Source organism: Vibrio sp. 99-70-13A1 (genome assembly GCF_013114625.1).
Classification (GTDB): Bacteria; Pseudomonadota; Gammaproteobacteria; order Enterobacterales; family Vibrionaceae; genus Vibrio.
In genome coordinates, this window is the sequence record NZ_VTXD01000001.1 from 322,678 (window position 1) to 348,263 (window position 25,586).

The 25,586-nt window shown below is 46.0% G+C and carries 11 protein-coding genes; 6 read left to right on the forward strand and 5 right to left on the reverse strand.

Annotation, left to right across the window (positions count from 1 at the left end; translation table 11 throughout):
- Positions 1–141 precede the first annotated feature (141 nt).
- From F0226_RS22730 to pfaD, 5 genes are read left to right on the forward strand one after another with little or no spacing between them, the layout of a single operon-like run.
- Entirely contained in the window at positions 142–333 is a 192-nt protein-coding gene (locus F0226_RS22730) for a hypothetical protein (RefSeq protein WP_345776498.1), read from the forward strand.
- A complete protein-coding gene (locus F0226_RS01480) occupies positions 333–8,153 on the forward strand; it encodes a type I polyketide synthase (RefSeq protein WP_171733956.1) in 7,821 nt (2,606 codons plus the stop codon). Before F0226_RS22730 ends, F0226_RS01480 begins: the two co-directional genes overlap by 1 nt.
- Positions 8,153–10,210: a PfaB family protein gene (locus F0226_RS01485; RefSeq protein ID WP_171733957.1), complete on the forward strand. Its 2,058-nt coding sequence runs from the start codon at positions 8,153–8,155 to the stop codon at positions 10,208–10,210. The genes F0226_RS01480 and F0226_RS01485 overlap by 1 nt, the downstream gene beginning before the upstream one ends.
- Entirely contained in the window at positions 10,207–16,173 is a 5,967-nt protein-coding gene (locus F0226_RS01490) for a beta-ketoacyl synthase N-terminal-like domain-containing protein (RefSeq protein WP_171733958.1), read from the forward strand. Before F0226_RS01485 ends, F0226_RS01490 begins: the two co-directional genes overlap by 4 nt.
- 30 nt (positions 16,174–16,203) lie before the next feature.
- Entirely contained in the window at positions 16,204–17,841 is a 1,638-nt protein-coding gene (gene pfaD / locus F0226_RS01495) for an eicosapentaenoate synthase subunit PfaD (protein WP_171733959.1), read from the forward strand.
- Between the two features lie 97 nt (positions 17,842–17,938).
- Here the strand turns inward: pfaD and hflX are convergent, their stop codons facing one another.
- The 5 genes from hflX to prmB form a co-directional block, all read right to left on the reverse strand.
- Positions 17,939–19,306: a GTPase HflX gene (hflX, locus tag F0226_RS01500; protein ID WP_171733960.1), complete on the reverse strand. Its 1,368-nt coding sequence runs from the start codon at positions 19,304–19,306 to the stop codon at positions 17,939–17,941.
- A 197-nt stretch (positions 19,307–19,503) separates the two neighbouring features.
- Positions 19,504–20,676 carry a PatB family C-S lyase gene (locus tag F0226_RS01505; protein WP_171733961.1) on the reverse strand — a complete coding sequence of 391 codons (1,173 nt, stop codon included), beginning with the start codon at positions 20,674–20,676 and terminating at the stop codon, positions 19,504–19,506.
- Positions 20,677–20,841: 165 nt separating this feature from the next.
- Positions 20,842–22,299: a YdiU family protein gene (locus tag F0226_RS01510; RefSeq protein ID WP_171733962.1), complete on the reverse strand. Its 1,458-nt coding sequence runs from the start codon at positions 22,297–22,299 to the stop codon at positions 20,842–20,844.
- A gap of 626 nt (positions 22,300–22,925) precedes the next feature.
- On the reverse strand, positions 22,926–23,558 hold the full coding sequence (locus tag F0226_RS01515; RefSeq protein WP_171733963.1) for a LysE family translocator: 633 nt from the start codon (positions 23,556–23,558) through the stop codon (positions 22,926–22,928).
- 236 nt (positions 23,559–23,794) lie between these two features.
- Entirely contained in the window at positions 23,795–24,727 is a 933-nt protein-coding gene (gene prmB, locus F0226_RS01520; RefSeq protein WP_171733964.1) for a 50S ribosomal protein L3 N(5)-glutamine methyltransferase, read from the reverse strand.
- A gap of 62 nt (positions 24,728–24,789) precedes the next feature.
- Between prmB and smrB the strand changes: the two genes are divergently transcribed.
- Positions 24,790–25,320, forward strand: coding sequence for an endonuclease SmrB (gene smrB / locus F0226_RS01525; RefSeq protein ID WP_137372343.1), 531 nt, complete (start codon positions 24,790–24,792; stop codon positions 25,318–25,320).
- The last annotated feature ends 266 nt before the right edge of the window (positions 25,321–25,586 follow it).

Consider the following 25,586-nt stretch of genomic DNA (forward strand, 5'->3'; position numbering starts at 1 on the left):
ACCACTAGTCTCCTCGGGTAGCCTGCTCAACCATTAAACAAATTCACACGTTTTCTTTGCGGATACCGATTTGTCATTTAGTCAGACTTTGAACAGGATTTTAATGGACATCGCCTCAACATTTGAATGCCACCGTCGCGTATGAAACACCTCCCCTACTCTCGTAAGTCAACGCACTTCGAAAGCCTAATTTCTATCTGGTTGCCGCCACTCAGCAACCTGAATTTTCAGCTGTGCTTCCCTAAATCTGTTTCAGATTTTCTTTCTATAGCTTTAAAAGCGCAGCCTCAAAACACGACATCACTTTCTGTGATTTCTAGTGGAGACTCATAATGAGCCAACCCGAGACAAATACCCCGGAATCAGTAGATGATTCTCGACTGAATAAACGCCTTAAAGATATGCCTGTCGCTATCGTTGGTATGGCGAGCATGTTTGCAAACTCTCGTTACCTGAATAAATTTTGGGACCTTATCAGCGAAAAAATCGATGCGATTACTGAAGTGCCCGATACGCATTGGCGTCCAGAAGATTACTACGACTCAGATCGTACTACGCCAGACAAATCTTACTGTAAGCGCGGTGGTTTCATCCCTGAAGTGGACTTCAACCCAATGGAGTTCGGCCTTCCGCCAAATATCCTAGAACTGACGGATACGTCACAGCTGCTTTCTCTGATCGTAGCAAAAGAAGTTCTTGAAGATGCCAAGCTGCCTGAAGGCTACGATCGCGATAAGATCGGTATCACGCTAGGTGTTGGCGGTGGTCAGAAGATCGCTCAAAGCCTGAATGCTCGTCTTCAATACCCTGTTTTGAAAAAAGTCTTCAAGAGCAGTGGCATCAACGACGAAGACAGCGAAATGCTGATCAAAAAATTCCAAGACCAGTACATCCACTGGGAAGAGAACTCATTCCCTGGTTCATTGGGTAACGTAATTTCAGGTCGTATTGCTAACCGCTTTGACCTTGGTGGCATCAACTGTGTAGTAGACGCTGCTTGTGCAGGCTCTCTAGCTGCAATGCGCATGGCTCTTAGTGAGCTGGTTGAAGGCCGCAGTGAAATGATGATCACAGGTGGTGTGTGTACTGATAACTCGCCAACCATGTACATGAGCTTCTCTAAAACGCCTGCATTTACCACCAATGAAACCATTCAACCTTTCGACATCGACTCAAAAGGCATGATGATTGGTGAAGGTATCGGCATGGTTGCTCTTAAGCGTCTTGAAGATGCAGAGCGCGACGGCGACAGAATCTACTCAGTGATTAAAGGTGTCGGTTCTTCTTCGGATGGTAAGTTCAAGAGTATTTACGCCCCTCGCCCTGAAGGACAAGCAAAAGCACTAAAACGTGCTTACGATGATGCTGGTTTCGCACCGCACACACTTGGCCTTTTAGAAGCGCACGGCACAGGTACAGCTGCAGGTGATGTTGCTGAATTTGGCGGCTTAAACTCGGTATTTAGTGAGAACAACGAAGAGAAGCAACACATTGCGTTAGGCTCTGTGAAATCTCAAATTGGTCACACCAAATCAACCGCGGGTACTGCTGGCTTAATCAAAGCTGCATTAGCATTGCACCACAAAGTACTGCCGCCAACGATCAACGTATCGGCTCCGAATCCTAAGTTGGATATCGAGAACTCACCGTTCTACCTAAACACACAAACGCGTCCTTGGATGAAACGCGTCGACGGCACACCACGCCGTGCAGGTATCAGCTCATTTGGTTTTGGTGGCACTAACTTCCACGTTGTATTAGAAGAGTACACGCCAGAGCACGCTCGCGGTGACAAATACCGTCAACGCCAAGTGCCGCAAACTCTGTTATTCAGCGCAGAATCTCATCAAGCACTGATCAATGAACTTAAACAGGTTTCAACTCAAGCTGCAGATGCAGCGTTCAAACTGGAAGCGCTTGCTGAGCAACACGCTCTGCGCGAAGTTGACGCTAAGCATGCTCGTATTGGTTTAGTCGTGACTGACCAAGCAGACCTTCAAGCGCAACTGACTCAAGCGGTTTCAATGCTTGAGAGCCAAACAAAAGCACATTGGCAGATGCCAAACGGTACTAGCTACCGTGAGTCGGCACTGATTGCTGAAAACGGCGCAGGTAAAGTGGCAGCGTTATTTGCTGGTCAAGGTTCACAATACCTGAACATGGGTCGCGAGCTTGCTTGTCATTACCCTGAAATGCGTCAACAGCTTGCTCAAGCGGATCAAGTATTTGGTCAGCACAAGAAAACGGCTCTGTCACAAATTCTGTTCCCAATTCCAACCTTCACACCAGAAGCAACCAAAGCTCAAGAAGCTGTGTTAACCAACACGGCCAATGCGCAGAGTGCGATTGGTACTGTGTCTATGGGTCAGTTCGACATCATGACTCAAGCTGGCTTCAAAGCAGACATGGTCGCAGGTCATAGCTTTGGTGAACTAAGTGCACTATGTGCATCGGGTGTTATCTCGCAAGACGATTACTACCAATTAGCTTTCGCTCGTGGCGATGCGATGGCAGCAACACCTGAACAAGGTGACAGCGGTACTATGTTTGCGGTCATCTTAGACGCAGACAAACTTCCAGCCATTGAAAGCTGCATCAGCCAATTTGAAGGCGTGAGTATTGCTAACTACAACGCTCCGACTCAACTGGTTATTGCAGGTCCAACTGCGACGGTTCAACAAGCAGCACAAGCGCTAACTGAACAAGGCTTCAAAGCGATTGCTCTGCCAGTGTCTGGTGCTTTCCACACACCGCTTGTTGCTCACGCTCAAAAACCATTTGCTGCTGCAATTGATAAAGCTGCATTCAGCGCTCCAACGCTGCCGCTTTACTCAAATGCAACGGGCAAACTGCACAGCAAAGACGCTAAAGCAATCAAGAAAGCGTTCAAGCAACACATGCTGAAATCGGTTCGTTTCAGCGAGCAAATTGAAGCGATGTATGAAGCCGGTGCACGCGTATTCGTAGAGTTCGGTCCGAAAAACATTCTTCAAAAGCTGGTTGAGAAAACATTGGCTGATAAGAACGAAGAGCTTTACGCAATCAGCATCAACCCAAGCCCTAAAGGCGACAGTGACCAACAGCTTCGCTTAGCTGCGGTTCAACTGTGCGTGGCTGGTGTTTCATTAGACAACATTGACCCTTACCAAGCTGACATTGCTGAACCTGCAAAGGCATCACCAATGAACATCAAGCTGAATGCAACCAACTACATCAGCCCTGCTACTCGTAAGAAAATGGATCAATCATTGGCTTCGGGCAACGTCACCGAAAAGACTGAGATTGTTGAAGTGAAAGTTGAAGTCGAGAAAATCGTGGAAAAAGAAGTGATCAAAACAGAAATCGTTGAAGTACCTGTTGCTGCTCCTCAAGCTTCAAATGTACAACAGTCAGTTGCTCCAGCACTAAGTGCACAAGTAGCTCAGCAACCTCAAGTGGCGCAAGCTGCACCAGCGACTATTCAACCAGCAGCTCACGTAACGGTTGATGAATCTTCACTGCAATCGTTCTTCAATGCTCAACAACAAGCAGCAGAAGTACATCAGCAGTTCCTTGCGATTCCTCAGCAATACGGTGACACGTTCAACACCCTAATGTCTGAGCAAGCGAAAATGGCAACGGCAGGCGTAGCAATTCCTGAGAACCTGCAACGTTCTATGGAGATGTTCCACCAGCACCAAGCTGAAACGCTAAAAGCTCACGCTCATTACCTAGAAATGCAAGCGCACAGCAACAGCTCTGCACTTAATATGCTGACGCAAGGTTCAGCACAAACGGCACAACCAATCTTCGTTGCGCCAGTAAATACTCAGCCAGCGATTCAAGCTCCAGCTACTCAAACTACTCCAGCAGCTATCGTTCAACAGTCTGTAGCTCAAGTACAAGCAGCACCTGCTCAAAATGTGGTAGCTCAGAAAGCTCCAGTACAGAAAGCCGTTCCTGCACCACAAGTAGCAGCTCAAGCAGCAGCGCCTGTTGCAGCCCAACCTGTACCAGTTAAAGCACAACCAGCTCCTGTGGCTGCACCAGTAGCAGTACAAACAGCCGATGCTGAAAAAGTGATGCTAGAAGTGGTCGCTGAGAAAACGGGTTACCCAACGGAAATGCTTGATCTAGAAATGGACATGGAAGCAGACCTAGGTATCGACTCAATCAAGCGCGTAGAGATCCTTGGTACCGTTCAAGACGAAATGCCAAACCTACCAGAGCTGAACCCTGAAGATTTAGCTGAGTGCCGTACTCTTGGTGAAATCGTTACTTACATGAACAGCAAGATGCCTTCTGGAGTTTCAACTAATGAAGCAGCACCAGTTCAAGCAGCTGCTGTAGTTAATGGTCTTGATGCAAAAGTCGTTCAACAAACCATGCTAGAAGTGGTTGCTGAGAAGACAGGTTACCCAACGGAAATGCTTGATCTAGAAATGGATATGGAAGCAGACCTTGGTATCGATTCAATCAAGCGTGTTGAGATTCTTGGTACGGTTCAAGATGAACTGCCTACTCTTCCAGAGCTAAACCCTGAAGACTTAGCTGAGTGTCGTACTCTGGGTGAAATTGTTGACTACATGAACAGTAAACTTCCGGCTTCTGCACCAGTTGCAGCACAAACGGAAGTAGTGGCTCCAGCAGCAGCTAACAACGGACTAGATGCTGCTGTCGTTCAAAAAACCATGCTAGAAGTGGTAGCAGAGAAGACGGGCTACCCGACTGAAATGCTAGACCTAGCAATGGACATGGAAGCTGACCTTGGTATCGACTCAATCAAACGTGTTGAAATTCTAGGTACGGTTCAAGACGAGCTACCGACTCTTCCAGAACTAAACCCTGAAGATCTCGCTGAGTGTCGTACTCTAGGTGAAATTGTTGACTACATGAACAGTAAGCTTCCAGCTTCTGCTCCAGTAGCTGCTCAAATATCTGCACCAGTGCAAGCAGTATCAAACGGTTTAAACGCAGAACAAGTTCAAAGCACAATGTTGAGCGTAGTAGCGGATAAAACGGGCTACCCAACAGAAATGCTAGACCTAGCAATGGACATGGAAGCAGACCTTGGCATCGACTCAATCAAACGTGTTGAGATCCTTGGTACGGTTCAAGACCAGCTACCAACATTGCCAGAGCTGAATCCTGAAGACCTAGCTGAGTGTCGTACTCTGGGCGAAATCGTTGACTACATGAACAGCAAACTAGGCGCTAATGAAGCTCCTAACGCAGCAACTGCGACAGTAGCAGCTACAGCCGCTGCAGAAAGCATAAGCAACGACCTAAACCCTGCTCACGTTCAATCAACAATGATGGAAGTGGTTGCCGACAAAACAGGTTACCCAGCAGAAATGCTCGACCTAGCGATGGACATGGAAGCAGACCTTGGTATCGACTCTATCAAACGCGTTGAAATTCTAGGTACGGTTCAAGACCAGCTACCAACACTGCCAGAGCTAAACCCTGAAGACTTAGCTGAGTGTCGTACTCTTGGTGAAATCGTTACCTACATGCAAAGCAAGCTATCCGCGGCTGCACCCGTAGCGACTCCAAAAGCTGATTCAGTAACGCCTATCGCAGAAACAGCGACAGCGGAACTTCCTCCACACAATGAGGTAGCGCTAAAAAAGCTACCAGCGGCAGATAAACTCGTCGATTGTTTCTCAAAAGACGCTTGTGTCGTGATCACAGATGATGGTCACAACGCCGGTGTTCTAGCAGAAAAGTTGACCGCTAACGGCATTCAAGTTGCTGTAGTGCGTAGTGCTCTTTCTGCCGCGTCACCTTTAAACAGTGAAATCGCAAGCTACACACTCAACAGCGTCGATGATGCGGGTGTGACTGCGGTGATTAACGACATCGAAGCAGACCTTAAAACGTCGAACAAAGTGATTGCTGGCTTCATTCACCTACAAGCTATCGTTGATGCTAAACAAAGCAACGAGCAAGCGGTTAACTTGAATGCAGACTCAAGAGCTTCACTGACGACAGCGTTCTTATTCGCCAAGCACCTAAATGGCCAACTGAATGCCGTTTCTGGTCGTAGCGTGTTCTTCACACTAAGCCGTATCGATGGTGGCTTTGGTTACCTAGATGCTAAGCAATTAGCGAATGCAGAACTTAACCAAGCGGCGCTGTCTGGTCTAACTAAGACACTAAGCCATGAATGGTCAAACGTGTTCTGCCGTGCATTGGATGCTGACGCTTCTATTGATGCTCGTCACCTAGCTGAAGCTATCACAGGCGAACTGTTCGATATCGATACCAACACGGTTGAAATCGGCCTTAGCCATGCAGAAAACGGTGAATCTGGTCGTGCAACATTGATTGCTACAACACCAGGCGCTGCACAAACTAAAAACACAGGCACTCAACTCACCAAGAGCGACAAAGTTCTGGTGACGGGTGGCGCTAAAGGCGTGACGTTTGAATGTGCACTGACGCTTGCTAAGCAATGTAAGTCTCACTTCATTCTTGCAGGTCGTAGTAAGCATATTACTTCAGCTGAGCTACCTCAGTGGGCACAAGGCAAGCAAGAGAAAGAGCTAAAACCAGCGGCTATCGCTCACCTACAAGCGACGGGTGATAAGCCAACGCCGAAAAAAGTTGATGCCTTGCTAAAACCGGTATTGAGCAGCCTTGAAATCAACGCAGCACTTGCCGCTTTCAACGAGATTGGCGCGAGTGCTGAATACCTAAGCCTAGATGTATCGAACCATGAGTCAGTAGCAAAAACGCTGGCGAATTTCGAAGGCATCACAGGTCTTATCCACGGTGCAGGCGTACTGGCTGACAAGCACATTCAAGATAAAACACTTGATGAACTGAACATGGTTTACGGCACGAAAGTGGGCGGACTAGAAGCGGTTCTTGGTGGTCTTGATAGCAGCAAGCTAAAACTGATTGCGATGTTCTCTTCGGCGGCGGGTTTCTACGGAAACACAGGCCAAAGTGATTACTCGATGTCTAACGAAATCCTAAACAAAGCGGCTCTGCAGCTGTCTGCTCGTAACCCTCAAGCAAAAGTGATGAGCTTCAACTGGGGACCGTGGGACGGTGGCATGGTCAACGCAGCACTGAAACGTATGTTTACAGAGCGCGGTGTGTACGTGATTCCTCTTCAGGCGGGTGCAGAGCTATTTAGTTCTCAACTACTGAACGAAACTGGCATTCAATTGCTGGTTGGTACGAGCATGCAAGGTTCTGACAACAAGGAAGCTGCTGTAAAAAAGCTTAATGCGGAGTCTGTGCATCTTGCAAAGAGTCCGCTGAATACAAGCATCACTGTGACACGTCATCTTGATCCAAAGGCATTGCCTTTCATTCAAGATCACTGCATTGCCGGTAACCCAGTGTTACCGACAGTGTGTGCCATCCAATGGATGCGTGAAGTCGCAGAGCAACTGTTAGGGGTGAACGTTAGCGTTCACAACTACAAACTGCTGAAAGGTGTGATTTTTGATACCGATGAAGTGCAAGAGCTGAAACTGGTTCTTTCTTCTGATGCTAAATCAAAAGGTCAGCTAAAAGCAGTGATCAGTTGCCAAGGGCGACCACAGTATCAAGCTCAGTTGCAAGTGGCCTCTGTGCAAGTGTCTGAAGATGTTCAACAAGCGTCAGTAAAACGCTTTGAAACCAACACTTCAGCACCTGTAACAACGGCACAAGTTCTATACAGCGACGGCACTCTGTTTCATGGACCAAGATTGCAAGGTATTACCTCAGTCGAACGCTTTGACGACTTAGGTTTATTGGCTCAATGCCAGTTGCCCCAGATTGAAAACAGCGACTGCGGAGCATTTATTCCTAAGCAAGGCTTTGGCGATAGCCAGCCATTTGCTGAAGATTATCTTTTGCAAGCCATGTTGGTATGGGCTCGATTGAAATACGGCGCGGCAAGCCTACCGTCTGCAATCGGTGAGTTTATTTGTTACGCACCGATGCACGATGGTGACCAAGGTTGGCTAGAGCTGAGCGTGATAAAAAGCACGGCTCGTTCGCTGCAAGCTGATATCTCGCTTTACCACCAAGATGGTCGTTTAAGCGCAGTAATGAAAGGTGCAAAAGTCACCATCAGCAAGAGCTTAAACGACGCATTTTTGCCGAAATCTAGCTCAGCAGTATCGAAGAAAGAGGCGACTAAGAACGCAGAAAAGGAGCAATTGTCATAGTGACTGTTCCTACGAATAAAGCGATGCCATTGCGCATCGCTCTTTTAGCTCAGCCAGCAAACGCGGCTGAGCTTTCTGCCGACTTATTCCCCTCGTTCCCAGACATGATAGCTGTTGTGGTCGATGGCAATTTTAATCAAGCACTTAGCCGTGCGATTGAGACTGTAAATCAAGGCACTGCTGTTAAACTCTGTTTGGATTCTCACTCACCATCATTGTTAATGTTAAGTGCGCTGAATGCTGCTCAGAATAAGATCCACCCACACGCCAATTTAGCGGGCTTTGCCGAAACTCTCGATCTAGATAATGGAGATAGCGTTCAGCTTGCTCTAGAGATGTCACGCCGCCCCGCTTCAGATTTAAGCCATCAACAACAATACTCCACGATCTCTGCTTCGCAGCAGTTTGATGAATTGTTGAATATGGTTAATGCGATATCGAGCCGTTCATTGCCGAGCCATTCATTACCTAACCATTACTGGTTCACTGAGCCGAACAAAGCACGTGTTGCTGCGTTAACCTTCAGCGAGGAAAACCAGAAATCCACCAGCCTGATCTTGACTCAAGCGACCGGTTTGCAAGAACCAAAGCCACTGCTATCGAGCGAGCGTTTGATGTTTGTGGTTTCTGGCAATGACCAAGCTCAATTGGTTTCTCAGTTGACCTCACTAAGAGCTGAGCTTAAATGCGTTAACGAATCGGCAGACCGTGAACTTGCTATCGCCACCTTGATGCATTCAAACCTAAGCAACTTCCAAAGCGCTCAACACAATGTTGACCTTGGCGCGAACATCGTGATTCAGTCGGCTTCAATCGATGCTGCACTACAAGAGATCACAGCGCTAGAAAATGCGTTGCCAAAAGTAATGGCTGACAATAGCCAATACAAAACGCCAGCGGGCAGTTGTTTCTCACCGATGCCTCAAAGCAAAGGTGGCGTTGCATTTGTTTACCCTGGTGTTGGCACGGTTTATCCCGGCATGTTGCGCGAGTTTCACCACCATTTCCCACAGTTATTCGCTCGTTTAGAACGTGAAGGTAACTTGAAAGAGATGCTGCAGGCTGACAAAACCTACGCCGAAGACTCGCAAGAAATGTCGCTCAGTGAGCTGGCAATTGCCGGTGTGGGCAGCAGTTATCTGTTAACACAACTGCTGTGTGATGAATTCAAAGTACAGCCAGATTTCGCTTTGGGTTACTCCAAGGGTGAAGCTTCAATGTGGGCCAGCTTAAATGTTTGGAAGAACCCACATGCGCTGATTGAGATGACTCAAACTAGCCCTATCTTCACCACGGCTATTTCTGGCGAACTCACCGCAGTGCGTCAAGATTGGCAGTTAAACAGCGACGAAAGCATCCAATGGAATAGCTTTGTGGTTCGCAGTGATGCACAAACGATTGAGGCTCTGCTACCAGAGTTTTCACGTGCTTATCTCGCTATCATCCAAGGTGACACTTGCGTACTGGCGGGTTGTGAAAGCACATGTCGTGCACTACTCAAGAAACTGGGTAAACGTGGCATTGCCGCGAATCGTGTTACCGCAATGCACACCACACCAGCATTGAGCCAACATAGCCAAGTGCGTGACTTTTACACGCAACCACTGTTCGACGAATTGCCAAAGCATATCCGCTTTATCAGCGCAGCAGGTCTACCGACGGGCGCACCAATCAATATCGACAGCGACAGCATCGCCATTTCGATTGCCGACACTTTCTGTTCGACGCTGGATTTCACTGCGTTGATCCAAAGTGCGCGTCAGCAAGGTGCTCGCCTGTTTGTCGAAGTAGGTGCCGATCGTCAAACCAGCACATTGATCGACAAGATCAATCGTAGCGACGACGTAGCCGACCAGTACTGCACAATCGCTTCCAATGCTAAAGGCGGTGACGATGTTGTCACGCTCATCAAATGCATTGGTCAGCTCATTACTCATCAAATTCCACTGTCTGTCGAGCCCCTTATTCAAGGGCTAGAACAACAGATCACCGCCGCTAAGCAATTACGTGGTGTATCTCAAGGCAGCCCAGTGAATCATCAAGGAGAGCTAGTATGAGTTCTCAATCGAACCAGTATCAGGCTCAGAACAAACAGCAAGTGAAGTGCAATAAGATCGCGATTGTCGGTATTGCGAACCAATACCCAGAAGCTGATACGCCAAAAGACTTTTGGCAAAACTTGCTGAATAAAAAAGATTCTCGAACCACATTAAACGCTGAAAAGTTAGGTGCTAAACCTGAAAGCTATCAGGGCGTTCAAGGTGAATCAGACCGCTTTTACTGTGACAAAGGCGGCTACATCGAAAACTTCAATTTCGATAGCGATGGCTACCGCTTAACAGCAGAATCATTTAACGGCGTAGATCAAAGCTTCCTATGGGCTTTGGATACCAGTCGTAAAGCGTTAGTCGACGCAGGCATTCATTTAAATGCCGATGTTTTAGAGCGCACAGGCGTGATCATGGGTGCCCTTTCGTTCCCAACCACACGCTCAAACGACCTATTTCTGCCGATGTATCACTCAGTGGTCGAGAAAGCACTTAAAGATAAATTGGCTAATGACCAGTTTTCACTGCTACCAACCAATGAAACCGCTCAAGACCTCAACCCGATCAATGGTGCAGCGGCACATAATGCCTCTAAGTTAGTGGCTGATGCATTGGGTCTAGGCAACGTGCAACTTAGCCTAGATGCAGCATGTGCAAGCTCAGTGTATTCATTGAAGTTAGCGTGTGATTACCTGAACACAGGCAAAGCCGACATGATGTTGGCAGGCGCGGTATCCGGTGCTGACCCATTCTTTATCAACATGGGTTTTTCGATCTTCCACGCTTACCCAGACCACGGTGTATCGGTTCCGTTTGATAGCAACAGTAAAGGTCTGTTTGCTGGCGAAGGTGCCGGTGTTTTAGTCCTAAAGCGTTTGGTTGATGCAGAGCGTGATGGCGATAATATTTACGCAGTTGTCAGCGGTATTGGCTTGTCGAACGATGGCCGTGGCCAGTTCGTATTAAGCCCAAATAGCAAAGGACAAGTCCAAGCCTTTGAACGCGCTTACGAGGCTTCAAACCTAACACCAGACAGCATTGAAGTGATTGAGTGTCACGCAACCGGCACACCATTAGGTGACAAGGTTGAGTTAACCTCAATGGAGCGTTTCTTTGCTGACAAATTGAATGATTCTAACCCACCATTGATTGGCTCTGCGAAGTCAAACCTCGGTCACTTACTGACTGCGGCAGGTATGCCAGGGATCATGAAGATGATCTTTGCGATGAAAGAAGGCGTGCTTCCTCCAAGTATTAATTTGGACAAGCCACTGTCTTCACCAGAAGGTTTATTTGGATCACAGACTCTGCCAACGCAGGTTCAACCTTGGCCAAGTAAAGCAGGTAACCAAGAGCGCTGCGCGGGTGTTTCTGTATTTGGTTTCGGTGGTTGTAATGCTCACTTACTGCTTGAAGCGTATTCAGACACCTGTCATGTAAACCGGACTCTAGAGTCAGCGTCTCCAAGCCTACAGCCGTCTAATTTAAGCATTACTGGTCTCGCGTCTCACTTCGGCTCTCTGCAAAGCATCAATGCGCTAAGCACTGCGATTGAAACCAACAACGATGCTTTCATTGCCTTGCCTAAGAAGCGCTGGAAAGGCTTAGACCAACATCCAGAGCTACTGAATCAGTTTGGTTTACACGGTATTCCAAATGGAGCGTACATCGAACAATTCGATCTCGATTTCCTACGCTTTAAAGTGCCGCCTAATGAAGATGACCGTTTAATCTCTCAGCAGTTGCTACTGATGAAAGTTGCAGACGAAGCCATCAAAGATGCCAAGCTTGTAGCAGGCCAAAAGATTGCAGTACTGGTAGCGATGGAAACAGAGCTTGAGATGCACCAATTCCGTGGACGCGTAAACCTGCATAGCCAATTGGCTGACAGCTTTGCCAACATGGGTATAGAGCTAACACAAGACGAATACAAATCACTAGAAACCATCGCGATGGACAGTGTGATGGACGCAGCCAAGCTGAACCAATACACCAGTTTCATCGGCAACATCATGGCTTCGCGCATCTCTTCATTATGGGACTTTAACGGCCCTGCCTTTACGATTTCAGCCGCTGAACAGTCGGTTGCACGTTGTATTGATGTCGCGCAAAACCTGATGTCGCAAGAATCGATGGACGCCGTTGTGATTGCAGCCGTTGACCTTAGTGGCAGTGCAGAACATGTGATTCTGAAGAACAGCGTCAGCCCAGTGTCGCTTGCTCCAAAATTCGGACAACCGCAAGACGGCAGTTGGAATGTAGGTGAAGGCGCAGGTGCGATTGTTCTTGTGGAAGAAGGTCGAGTAACTAGCAACCAAGATACGGCTTACGGCAGCATCAACGCACTAGCCTTTGGTTCAAGCGAGAATAACAACGCCGTTTCTGATGAGTTACTGACTCAAGTCGGTATGAGCTCGAACGATGTTTCTCTGCTTGAGCTTAACCATGCACCTAAGTCTTCGTCATATCAGTCTTCGTCTCTAAGTTTAGCGAGCACAAGGACGACTCAAGCGAGTCAACGTGTTGGTCACTGCTCTGCAGCTTCTGGCATGGCAAGCCTGCTACACGGCCTGCTCAACCTGAACCTTGAGTCTCTGAATCCAAATGTCAGATCTAAGAACGCGATTGTTGCCAACATCAGCGAAGGACAATGTTCACAGCTGCTACTAAGCCAATCGAGTGTTGAATCTCAGTCACTTTCCGTTCGTTTAAGTAATGGACTGGCGAGCGATGCTAAACGTCAATTGGTTAAGCAAGTGACTCTTGGTGGTCGCGATATCTATCAACATATTGCCCAAACCCCAGTGACCAACTTGGCTGCGATTCAGCAGAAAGCTTCTGGCAAACAAGCAGCAAGAGTGGCGTCGATTCCAACGACAGCAAGCATTCAAGCAACCCTTGCGCAAAAAGAGTTAAAGAAGAAAGCATTAGCGCAAAGCGCGGTAGAGCCAGTAATCGAAACTCCTACATCAGTATCCCCTACTCTGGCGCCAACTCGCCACAGTCAGCTAACAGGTAACCACAGCAATATGACTCATGTCCTATCCGCTAAAAATGGCGCGTCTCAAATCGACGCTAATACGGACGCAGCATTACAGCCGTCTGTAACACCACACAATCAAGCTTTTGCTCAGAACCAGCAAGCAGCGCAGCAAGTACATAAAGCATTCCTGCATACTCGTGCCCAAGGCATGCAGATGGCTGATGCACTATTAAAAGCACAGCTAAACGCAGTTACGTCTGGTTTAGATAGCTCAAGTTTAGAGAACAATGCCCTTATTCAACAAACGAATGGTCAACAAACGGCTGGTCAACAAACATCGGCTCAGCCTGTTCAAGCTCAACCGACTCAGGTTCAGTCAACACAAGTAAATGCACTTGCGACGCCAGCACCAGTAAAACCTATCCGTAAACCATGTATCTGGGATTACGATGATCTGGTTGAATACGCGGAAGGCGATATCGCCAATGTATTTGGCCCTGATTACGCGATCATCGATAGCTACTCGCGCCGCGTTCGTTTGCCAACTACCGATTACCTATTGGTTTCTCGTGTGACTAAGCTGAACGCGACAGTGAACGAATACAAGCCAAGCACAATGACTACTGAATACGACATCCCAGTTGATGCACCGTATCTTGTTGATGGTCAGATCCCTTGGGCTGTAGCGGTAGAATCCGGTCAGTGTGACCTAATGCTGATCAGCTACCTAGGCATTGACTTCGAAAACAAAGGCGAGCGTGTTTATCGCTTACTTGATTGTACGCTGACCTTCCTTGGCGACTTGCCTCGTGGTGGCGATACGCTGCGTTACGACATCTCAATCAACAACTTTGCTCGTAATGGCGACACGCTGCTGTTCTTCTTCTCGTACGAGTGTTTCGTTGGCGACAAGATGATCCTGAAAATGGATAACGGCTGTGCGGGCTTCTTCACTGATGAAGAGTTAGCAGATGGTAAAGGCGTGATTCACACTGAAGATGAAATCAAGACTCGTAAGCTGGCGACTAAGCAACGCTTCGACCCTATGTTGCACTGCCCTAAAACTCAGTTTAACCACCAAGAACTGCGCCATCTACTGACTGCCAACATTGCAGAGTGTTTTGGCCCGACTCACCAATCCAATAGCCACCAGCCTTCTTTATGCTTCAGCTCAGAGAAGTTCATGATGATCGAAAAGGTTAGCCGTGTTGAACCGCAAGGCGGCACATGGGGACTTGGTCTGATTGAAGGTCATAAGCAGCTAGAGCCTGAGCACTGGTACTTCCCTTGTCACTTCAAAGATGACTCAGTAATGGCTGGCTCTTTGATGGCGGAAGGTTGTGGTCAACTGCTGCAATTCTTCATGATGCATCTAGGCATGCACACGCTTGTTCAAAATGGTCGTTTCCAACCGCTTGAAAATGCCCCTCAACAAGTACGCTGTCGTGGTCAAGTTCTACCACAATCGGCAGAACTGACGTACCGCATGGAAGTGACCGAGATTGGTCTAAGCCCTCGCCCATACGCGAAAGCTAACATCGATATTTTGCTGAACGGCAAAGTGATTGTTGATTTCCAAAACTTGGGTGTGATGATCAAAGAAGACGACGAATGTACTCGTTACCTGCCTTCTTTAGAAACAGCTGTCGCGACCCCTGTTATCGAAAACTTGAACCATAAAAGCTTGGGTCATACGCCAGCAGTGAACCAACAAGCTTCAGCAAATGCGCCACTTATGGCTCAAAATGAAGACCTAGAAACTGCACCAAACAAAGGTGTCGTTCCTCTTCAACACGTTGAAGCTCCGGTGACTCCAGATTACCCAAATCGCACACCCGATACGGTTCCGTTCACGCCTTACCACATGTTCGAATTCGCAACCGGCGATATCGAGAAATGTTTCGGTCCTGACTTCTCTATCTACCGTGGCATGATTCCACCACGTACTCCGTGTGGCGACCTACAGCTAACTACTCGTGTTGTTGAGATCGACGGTAAGCGTGGCGACTTCAAGAAGCCTTCATCGTGTATCGCAGAGTACGAAGTGCCAGAAAATGCATGGTACTTTGATGAAAACAGCCACCAAACCCTAATGCCTTACTCGGTATTGATGGAGATTTCACTGCAGCCAAACGGCTTCATCTCAGGCTACATGGGCACCACGCTTGGCTTCCCAGGTGAAGAACTGTTTTTCCGTAACCTAGATGGTAGTGGCAAAATGCTGCGTAACGTCGACTTGCGTGGCAAAACGATCACCAATGATTCTCGTCTGCTTTCAACCGTAATGATGGGCACCAACATCGTACAGAGCTTCAGCTTCGAACTGAGCACTGACGGCGTGCCTTTCTACCAAGGTACAGCGGTATTTGGTTACTTCAAAGGCGCAGCACTGAAAGACCAACTTGGTTTGGACAACGGTAAAGTGACTCACCCTTGGCACGTTGATAACAACCGCACGCCGGATGTAAACATCAACCTACTAGACAAAACGACGCGTTACTTCAATGCACCTGTTTCTGCTACTGGTGAAGTGCAAGAGCACTACCAACTGGCTGGCGGTCGTTTGAACTTTATCGATACAGTGCAGATCACCAGCGATGGTGGTAAAGACGGTCTTGGTTACCTATACGCTGAACGTACGATTGACCCAAGCGATTGGTTCTTCCAGTTCCACTTCCATCAAGATCCGGTAATGCCAGGTTCTCTAGGGGTCGAAGCGATCATCGAACTGATGCAAACCTATGCGCTAAACAAAGACCTTGGCGCTGGCTTCCGTAATCCTAAGTTTGGTCAAATCCAATCTGAAGTGAAATGGAAATACCGTGGTCAGATTAACCCTCTGAACAAGCAAATGTCTCTTGATGTCCACATCACTGCGATTAAAGACGAAGACGGCAAACGCATCATCGTTGGCGACGCAAACCTGAGCAAAGATGGTCTGCGTATTTACGAAGTGAAAGACATCGCGATTTGCATCGAAGAAGCATAAGCCTGACACGGGACTAGGAAAGAAATAATTATGACAACTCAAACTACAATCAATAACGAAAAGCTATCTCCGTGGCCTTGGCAGATTAAAGAGAGCACAACTCACTTTGATAACGCGACAATGTCGACAATTTTGAAAGATTTAAGCCTTGCTTGTTACGTAGTAAACCACCCAGAAAAAGGCTTAGGCGTAAGCCAAAAATCCGAGATTGCATCGGGCGATTCAGCAAGCTCAGCGAACAGCCAACCTGTTAGCGCCTTTGCTCCTGCTCTTGGTACACAAAGCCTAGGCGACGAAGATTTTCGTCGCTGCCACGGCGTGAAATATGCTTACTATGCGGGCGCAATGGCAAACGGCATTTCATCTGAAGAGTTGGTGATTGCGCTTGGTCAAGCTGGCATTCTTTGTTCATTTGGCGCGGCGGGCTTAATCCCATCTCGCGTTGAACAAGCGATCAACCGTATTCAAGCAGCACTGCCAAACGGACCTTACGCATTTAACCTGATTCACAGCCCAAGCGAACCCGCTCTAGAGCGCGGCAGTGTTGAGCTGTTTTTGAAGCACAAAGTGAAAACAGTTGAAGCTTCAGCATTCTTAGGTTTAACACCGCAAATCGTTCACTACCGTGCTGCAGGTCTTAGCCGCGATGCACAAGGTGAGATTCAGATCGGCAACAAGGTAATCGCCAAAGTAAGCCGTACTGAAGTTGCGAGCAAGTTCATGCAGCCTGCTCCTGTGAAAATGCTGCAAGCTCTAGTTGATGAAGGTCGAATCACAGCAGAACAAATGGAACTGGCACTGCTGGTTCCTATGGCTGATGACATTACCGCAGAAGCCGATTCTGGTGGTCACACCGATAATCGCCCACTGGTAACTCTGCTGCCAACGATTCTTGCCCTAAAAGAGCAGATTCAAGCACAGTATCAATTCAAAACTCCACTGCGTGTCGGTTGTGGTGGTGGCGTAGGTACGCCTGACGCTGCTCTAGCGACGTTTAACATGGGCGCGGCATACATTGTTACTGGCTCTATTAACCAAGCGTGTGTTGAGGCTGGTGCGAGCGAACACACACGTAAGCTGCTTTCAACAACTGAAATGGCTGACGTGACTATGGCTCCGGCAGCAGACATGTTCGAAATGGGTGTGAAACTGCAAGTGGTTAAACGCGGCACTTTATTCCCAATGCGTGCCAACAAACTGTATGAGCTATACACACGTTACGACTCGATTGAAGCGATTCCAGCTGAAGAACGCTTAAAGCTTGAGAAACAAGTCTTCCGTTCAACACTAGATGATATTTGGGCAGGGACTGTGGCCCACTTTAACGAGCGCGACCCTAAACAGATCGAACGTGCTGAAGGCAACCCGAAACGTAAAATGGCGTTGATTTTCCGTTGGTACTTGGGTCTTTCTAGCCGTTGGTCAAACACAGGTGAACAAGGTCGTGAAATGGATTACCAAGTATGGGCTGGCCCTGCACTTGGCGCATTCAACGCATGGGCAAAAGACAGCTATCTAGATGATTACCAACAGCGCAATGCCGTTGATCTTGCTAAGCACCTAATGCACGGCGCTGCGTATCTAGCTCGTGTTAACCTGCTGACTTCACAAGGCATCAAGCTTGATCCAGAACTAGCACGTTGGAAGCCGACGCAGAGAATGGCATAGGCATTTCAATACAGAGTTAATTATGCTCAACGAATAAAAAAAGCGACCTCAACGGGTCGCTTTTCTTTTGGTCATTCTTATTAAGCTAGCTAAAAGATTAAGATTTCTGCATACGCTTTTTCAAACGCGCTAAATCAATCGCACTTGAACGAACCGTTAATTTGATATATTCGTAGTCGTACTCTTCTTTAACCACACTCATGTTTGAGCGAATCTCACCGATGATACCTTGTCCAGAATAAGGGATGGTGATCTCTTCTTCGATCATGCCTTCTTCTGCAACACCAACAATGTATTTGTGCAGTTTAGTGATATCTAACGGATCACGAGTTGACGTCAGCATCGCGTCTGGGAATTCTTCAATAAGCGCTAACTGATCTTCTTCACTCAGTCTATCGCACTTATTCAGCACTAATAGTTTTTCGCTGCCTTCAACGCCCACTTGTGCTAATACATCGTGTACCACATCAAGCTGAGCTCGGAATGAAACGTCAGAAGCATCAACCACATACAAAAGCAGTGAAGCATCATGCGCTTCTGCTAGCGTTGAGTGGAATGAAGCAACCAGATCGTGTGGCAGTTTCTTGATGAAACCAACGGTATCTGAAACCAAGATACGCGGTTGAGTAATTGGCTGAAGTGCACGAACCGTAGTATCTAGTGTTGCGAACAGTTTATCTTCACCCACCACTTCGGTTGCGGTCATTGCACGCATCATCGAAGATTTACCGGCATTGGTGTAGCCAACTAAAGCAACAGTGAAAAGCTCCGCGCGTCTTGTGCGTCGGGTCTTCATTTCATCTTGTACGCTTACCAACTCACGCTTAAGCGCAGCAATTTGGTCACGTACGTTACGACGGTCTAGCTCTAGTGAAGTTTCACCTGCACCCTGACCCATTTGACGCTCTTTATCACCCTCAGCCGTTTCACGAAGTCGTGGCACTAAGTAGTTTAGACGAGCGATATCAACTTGCAGACGAGCTGTACGAGTACGGGCGTGACGGCTAAAGATTTCGATGATGATGCCAGTACGGTCAAATACTTCCACCCCCAAACTCGCCTCAACAGTGCGCATTTGAGATGGGCTTAAATCACAGTCAAATACCACAACATCAGCGGCACCGTATTGGAAGTTGCCCGTTGGAAGATCATCAAAATCTAGCTCATCGATTTCAGCATTAAAATCAAACGACTCATCAATAAAGTCTTCATCTTCTGCTTCTTCAATAGAGCCTTGATAACCGGTTAGGTGTGCAATTTCGGCAAGCTTACCTGCACCCAACACATTCTGTCTTTGAGATGAGTTATGGTGCTGCGATTGAGTACCGACGACTTTAAACCCTAGGGTTGTCACTAAGCGAGCAAGTTCGGCAAGAGACTCTTTTGCTTCGTCACCTTTAAAATCCGGTGTCGTAATGGAAATAAGTAAAGCGTTATTCGCCGCTGGTTTTGCTGTTAGTTTCATGTTTTATTCTGTCTATGCACCGGAGTGCAACCTAGTATTTGATCTAAAGTAGCTGAATCCTACGCTGTTATGGTTCAGCTTTATAGAGCCTTTAGAAGATTTATATCGACAGTTACTGTCAACAACAACTCTTTGAGGCTCTATAAACGAGTTAACCTCTCTTATTATTTCTCAACTATGCCTTCAAATATTGCCTTTTAAAGCTTATTAATTGCAGATTCCAGCAAAGTAAAAGAGGTTTGTATTTGTTCTAACGGTGAAGCAAAGTTCATTCGATAGAAGTTTTCATTAGGCTCACCGAACCACGTTCCAGGCGTCAGTGCCATTTTTGCTTGCTGGGTCAATAATGTTTTTAAATCATCGGGCTCCAAGCCTAACCCTGAGAAATCAAACCAAACCTGATTCGTCCCATCAGGAGTGTATGCTTTTACTTTCGGGAGCTGTTTCTCGACAAAATCAACAATCCAGTTGCGAGTGTTTTGAGTGTACTTTAAATATTCATCAAACCACTGCTGACCATGTTGATAAGCCGCTATCGTTGCATATGTCGTAAAAGCATTTCCATGGTCAATTGACATAGAAGTCGCCGTTGTTTTTATTTTCTCACGAAGTATTTGGTTGTCACTGTAAATATAACCATTTGAGATACTATTCAAACCAAAGTTTTTAGCAGGCGAACCGATAATAGTTAAGCTGTTGTCATAACCTAATGTGGTCATGCTAGTAAAGGTTGAACCTTCAAAAACTATGTCACCATGCACTTCATCACTGATGATTAGTGTTTGGTACTTTTTCGCTATCGATACTAATCGCTCTAGCTCTTCTTTAGTCCACACTCGACCCACTGGGTTGTGCGGGTTACAAAGCAGCACCATTTTGACCTCACCGCTCTGTAACTGCTGTTCAAACTCCTCAAAGTCCATTACATAGCGGTCGTCTTCAATTTTTAACGTATTATTGACTGTTTTACGCCCTGCCGACTCAATCAATCGACGGAACTGATGGTAGACCGGCGTTTGTATCAAGACACCTTCGCCTTCTTGGGTAAAATCGCGAATCAATAAAGCTATCGCACTTAAAACACCAGGAACCTGCACAAAATGTTCAGGGTTCAACGAAATATTATGACGCTGTTTATTCCACTCTGAAATCGAGTTGAACACCGTTTTAGAATCAAATTCATAAGAGTACGTTTCACGGTTTACCAATTGCTGCATGGCTTGTGTAACCGGTGATGCTATAGGAAAGTCCATATCGGCAATCCAGTAAGGAACCAGATCTTCACTGCCATATAGTTGATTCAGCATTTGGCTGTCATGCTTAATGAATTTATCGCTGATATTCTTATCACTAGGTGTTACTGCAAACATGGTCTTCTCCAATCAAAAATCTTTTATACTAGTTAAGACGTCATTCGCTGAGAAAAGATGCAAAATTAAACACAATTATCAAAACTTTCGAAATAGCGAGTTCGACGCAGTAAAAGATATCAACAAAGTAAAAGTGTTCCATAAGCTAATCGCACAAGAGTTAGATTAAGAAGAACAGCTGATCTCCATCCCTTTGCCCCATTCAGGTGGTAGCGCGGCTAGGTATTCATAATCAGGGTGCTCACTGTATGGATCGGCTAGTACCACCATCAGCGCTTCAATATCACTGGTATCACCTTGCTCAGCTTTATCAATCGAAAGCTGTGCCAAATAATTACGCAATATGTACTTAGGGTTTATTGTCCTCATTACTTCACAGCGTTCTTGGGTTGAACTGTCTTCTAATTCGCAACGCTTTAAGTAATTTGCCAACCACATTTTGGCAGCGTCTCGGTCTAAGACGAGATCGATGACTTCCTGAGAATCCACAGTATCTAAATTAGACAGCGTTCTAAAGAACCTTGGGTAATCGACTCTGTTTTGCGACATCAACTCGAACATAGATTCAAACAAGCGGCTGTCACCTTCTTGCTTAGAGAGTAACCCTAACTTACGACGCATCAACTGGCTGAAATAACCATTCATTTGTGGTTCGTACTGTTCTAACGCCGCTTCAAGATCAGCTTTATCAATTAATGGTGACAATGAATGTGCCAGGGCAGACAAGTTCCACAAGCCAATTCTTGGCTGCTGATTAAACGCATAACGCCCTTGATAGTCTGAATGATTACAAATTAAACGAGGGTCATACTCATCAAGAAACGCGAATGGTCCATAGTCAAAAGTCTGCCCTAATATAGACATGTTATCTGTGTTCATTACACCATGTGCAAAGCCATTCGCTTGCCATAATGCAACCATTTCAGCCGTTCGGTCGACAATGACATTAAACATACTGGCATAAGGTTTTTCGTCTTCAAGACATTCAGGAAAATGCCATTCCAAAACTTTATCTGCCAATAGCTTATGCTCGGCAATTTGATTGGTATAGAAAAGGTGTTCGAAATGCCCAAAACGTATATGAGACTCACTCGCCCGAACCAATAACGCCCCTTTTTCCTGTTTTTCACGGTAGACAGGCGTATCACTGCTCATCATTGCTAGCGCACGAGTGGTAGGGATATTCAATCCAGCCATTGCTTCGCTGCATAAATATTCTCTTACTGTTGAACGAATCACCGCTCGCCCATCTCCCATTCGAGAATAAGGGGTTTTACCCGCACCTTTGAGATGTAAATCGAAGGTTTCACCGCTTTTCGCAACCACTTGTGTTAATAACAAGCCTCTTCCATCACCTAAATCAGGGTTATAAGAACCGAACTGATGACCTGCGTACTTCATCGCTAGTGGGAAAAATGGAGCGGGTTCACTTGTGCCTGAAAGGGTTGAAAGCAACTCATCCGAACACGGGTCAAACTCAGGAAAGCCTAGCTCTAATGCTAACTTTTGATTCCAAGCAAGCCATTGAACATTGATGAGTGGAGTGGGTTGAACTGGAGTGAAAAAGGAACGTGGAAGTTCACTGAATCGGTTATTAACAGAGATAGAATCCCAGATAGACATGAGTAACACTCTTGATGAAACAATTCGTGCCAGACTATCACATTTTAATAACAATTATTGAAGCCGTCATTCTTGAAACCGCTAAAGAGGCTAAACTTGAAATAGATAGAACCTAAAATTGATAGTGCTTGAAATTGATAGTGCTTGAAATAGTTAAGCTTGAAGTAACTTAATTCCGACTGCTGGGTGTGAAATTTACGAGGTGAAAGCGGGTAAGGTTAAAATGAGTAGAATCAGGCTAGATAAATGAGAAGTGGCTAACCTAGTGAGAGAAGCCACATCGATGAGAAAGGTTGGAAAATGTATAAAAACTAAATTGAGATGGTAATACGCGTATAAATCGAAAAATCATCATAATTACATTGTCGTTGTTACATTATGTCTGATTACATTAACGCCAGAATGCCTACAAGAGACAAAGTTGCGAAAATCCAAGTGCGGCTAATAACGCCAAAATTACTATGTTGAATCATTTCTTGATGCTGCATATATCTCTCCTAGAGAATTGAGTAAGTAACTATAATATATCGGCATAACGCTCAAACCAGCAAGCATATAAATATTAACCTTTTATTACAGCATCAAGAATTTTCTGTCACATTAGCAATAATTTCTCACTTTCATAGCTAAGTGCGACTCGTCGTTGATAACAAAGCACCAGCACTGATGAACACCCCACCTGTCACTCGATTGAAGATTTTGGCTCTGCCTTGTGCAAATAACCAATTGGAAGACTTCGCACCTAGATAGGCATAAAGCAATAACCATGAAAGTTCCATTACAGCAAACGTTGTAGCAAACACAATAAATTGAGGCATTAGCGCTAAAGTGGGGTCGATGAACTGAGGAAACAACGCGGTAAAAAATAGAATCGCTTTTGGGTTGCTTGCACCAACAATAAAACCACTAAGAAAATGCTGCTTGCTAGTGCCTTTCGAGGGAGTATCTTCGGAAGAAAGTTGATCATAGCTTTGCTGAGAAGAACGCAAAGACTGCCAGCCAAGATAAATAAGATATGCCGCGCCCGTCCATTTAATGATATTAAACACCAATTCTGATGAAGAGATAATCACGCCTAAACCAGTAAATGAAAGGGTTAGAATAGTTGAAATAGCCGTTAAGCTACCTAACGCAGTAAATACCGAAAGCTTAAAGCCAGATTGTACTGCTTTTGTCATACACAATAACGAGCTTGGGCCCGGTGATGCTGTTAATACCAACACAGCAAGGAAATAGTATACCCACGTTTCTATAGCCATTATGAATCCTCCATGATTCACTGAATGTTCAATAATCGAACACCAATATGTGTTAAGTATGCATATTGATCAACTAAATATTAACCTTTCATTTAGTAAGCCTTAATTGCATTGACTTCTTTCTTCCATAAAAAAACGCCATGCATTGGCATGACGTTTTAATAATTAACTTTCGTTTCTACTGCTAAATCTCTGCGGCTTAATGCCCGAAATTACAGCCATAAAGCTATAGATATCTAATCTTTGTAGATAGAGAACTCATCAGCACAAGCCACTAACTGCTCGCGAGTGATCATGAATACACCATGACCGCCATTAGAGAACTCAATCCATGTAAATGGAATTTCTGGGTATTGTTCCATCATATGAACCATTGAGTTACCTACTTCACAGATAAGGATGCCATCGTCAGTTAGGTAATCTGGTGCATTAGACAGAATACGGCGAACCAGTTTAAGACCATCAGTACCCGCCGCTAAGCCAAGCTCCGGCTCATGAGTAAACTCATCTGGTAGGCTGTTCATATCTTCTTCGTCTACGTAAGGCGGGTTAGATACAATTAAGTTGTACTTTTCTTTTGGTAGATCGCGGAACAAGTCCGAGCGAATTGGGAACACTTGCTGTTCCATACCGTGATCTTGTACGTTTTGCTCAGCCACTTGTAGCGCGTCTGTTGAAATATCAATTGCGTCAACTTCAGCGTCTGGGAAGGCATGCGCACATGCGATTGCGATGCAGCCACTGCCAGTACACATATCCATAATACGTGTTGGCTCTTCCGTTAACCAAGGTTGGAATTGCGCTTCAATTAATTCACCAATTGGAGAACGAGGCACAAGTACACGCTCGTCAACGAAGAATTCAAGACCACAGAACCACGCTTTGTTAGTTAAGTAAGCCGTTGGAGTGCGCTCATTGATACGCTTAATAACACGCTCAACAATACGTAAACGCTCGCTGCTGGTTAGGCGAGAGTTCATAACATGCGAAGGAACATCAATCGGCAGATAAAGAGTAGGTAAAATAAGTTGTACCGCCTCATCCCACGCATTATCAGTACCATGACCATAAAATAGGCCAGCAGCGTTAAAGCGACTCACAGTCCAACGAATTACATCTTGAAGCGTGTGTAGTTCTGATACCGCTTCTTCTACAAAAATCTTATCCAAAATTGTCTCCGAAAAGCGCTACAATACTGCTAATTACGTTTCAAATTAGAATTCATAACCTGATGAGCAAAAAAGACACCGACTTTGATGACGATTTCGCCTTATTCAACGATGCAGTAAAGGGCGTTAAAAAGTTGCAACAGGATACCATAATCCAGCAACCAAAAAGAAATACCAAGCAAAAAGAAATTACTCGGACAGCAAGACAAGCCAGTGACAGTGAATTCTATTTCTCGGATGAGTTCATTCCTCACTTAAGTGATGATGGACCAACTCGTTATGCTCGTGATGATGTGTCTAAATATGAAGTCAAAAGGTTGCGTCGAGGTGTGTATGTGCCAGATGTTTATTTAGATATGCATGGCATGACTCAACAAGAAGCGAAACGTGAATTAGGTGCAATGATTGCCCATTGCATAAAAGAAAGTGTGGCGTGTGCATGTGTTCAACACGGAATTGGCAAGCACATATTGAAACAAAAAGTGCCGTTATGGCTGGCGCAACATCCTGACGTAATGGCGTTCCACCAAGCCCCTCTTGAATTTGGCGGTCATGGTGCATTATTGGTTTTGTTATCGATACCAGACAAGTAACCTGACGAAAGGTCTCACGCCCGTTAACCGATACGAAAACCAATGACCCAAAGAATAAAGAAGGGGCGCATCAATCACTGATGCGCCCCTTCTGTTTAATCGTCATAAAAGCCAAGCGGCTCATTTAAAACCACAGCTTGATTAGCGCTAAGCCAGGTTCAAGCTAAATCAAATTAAAGCTAAGGCAGAGTAAAACAGACCACATTCAGTCCACTTCGATATCCAAATCGACACTTAGATACCTAAACCCAAAAGACACTATAACT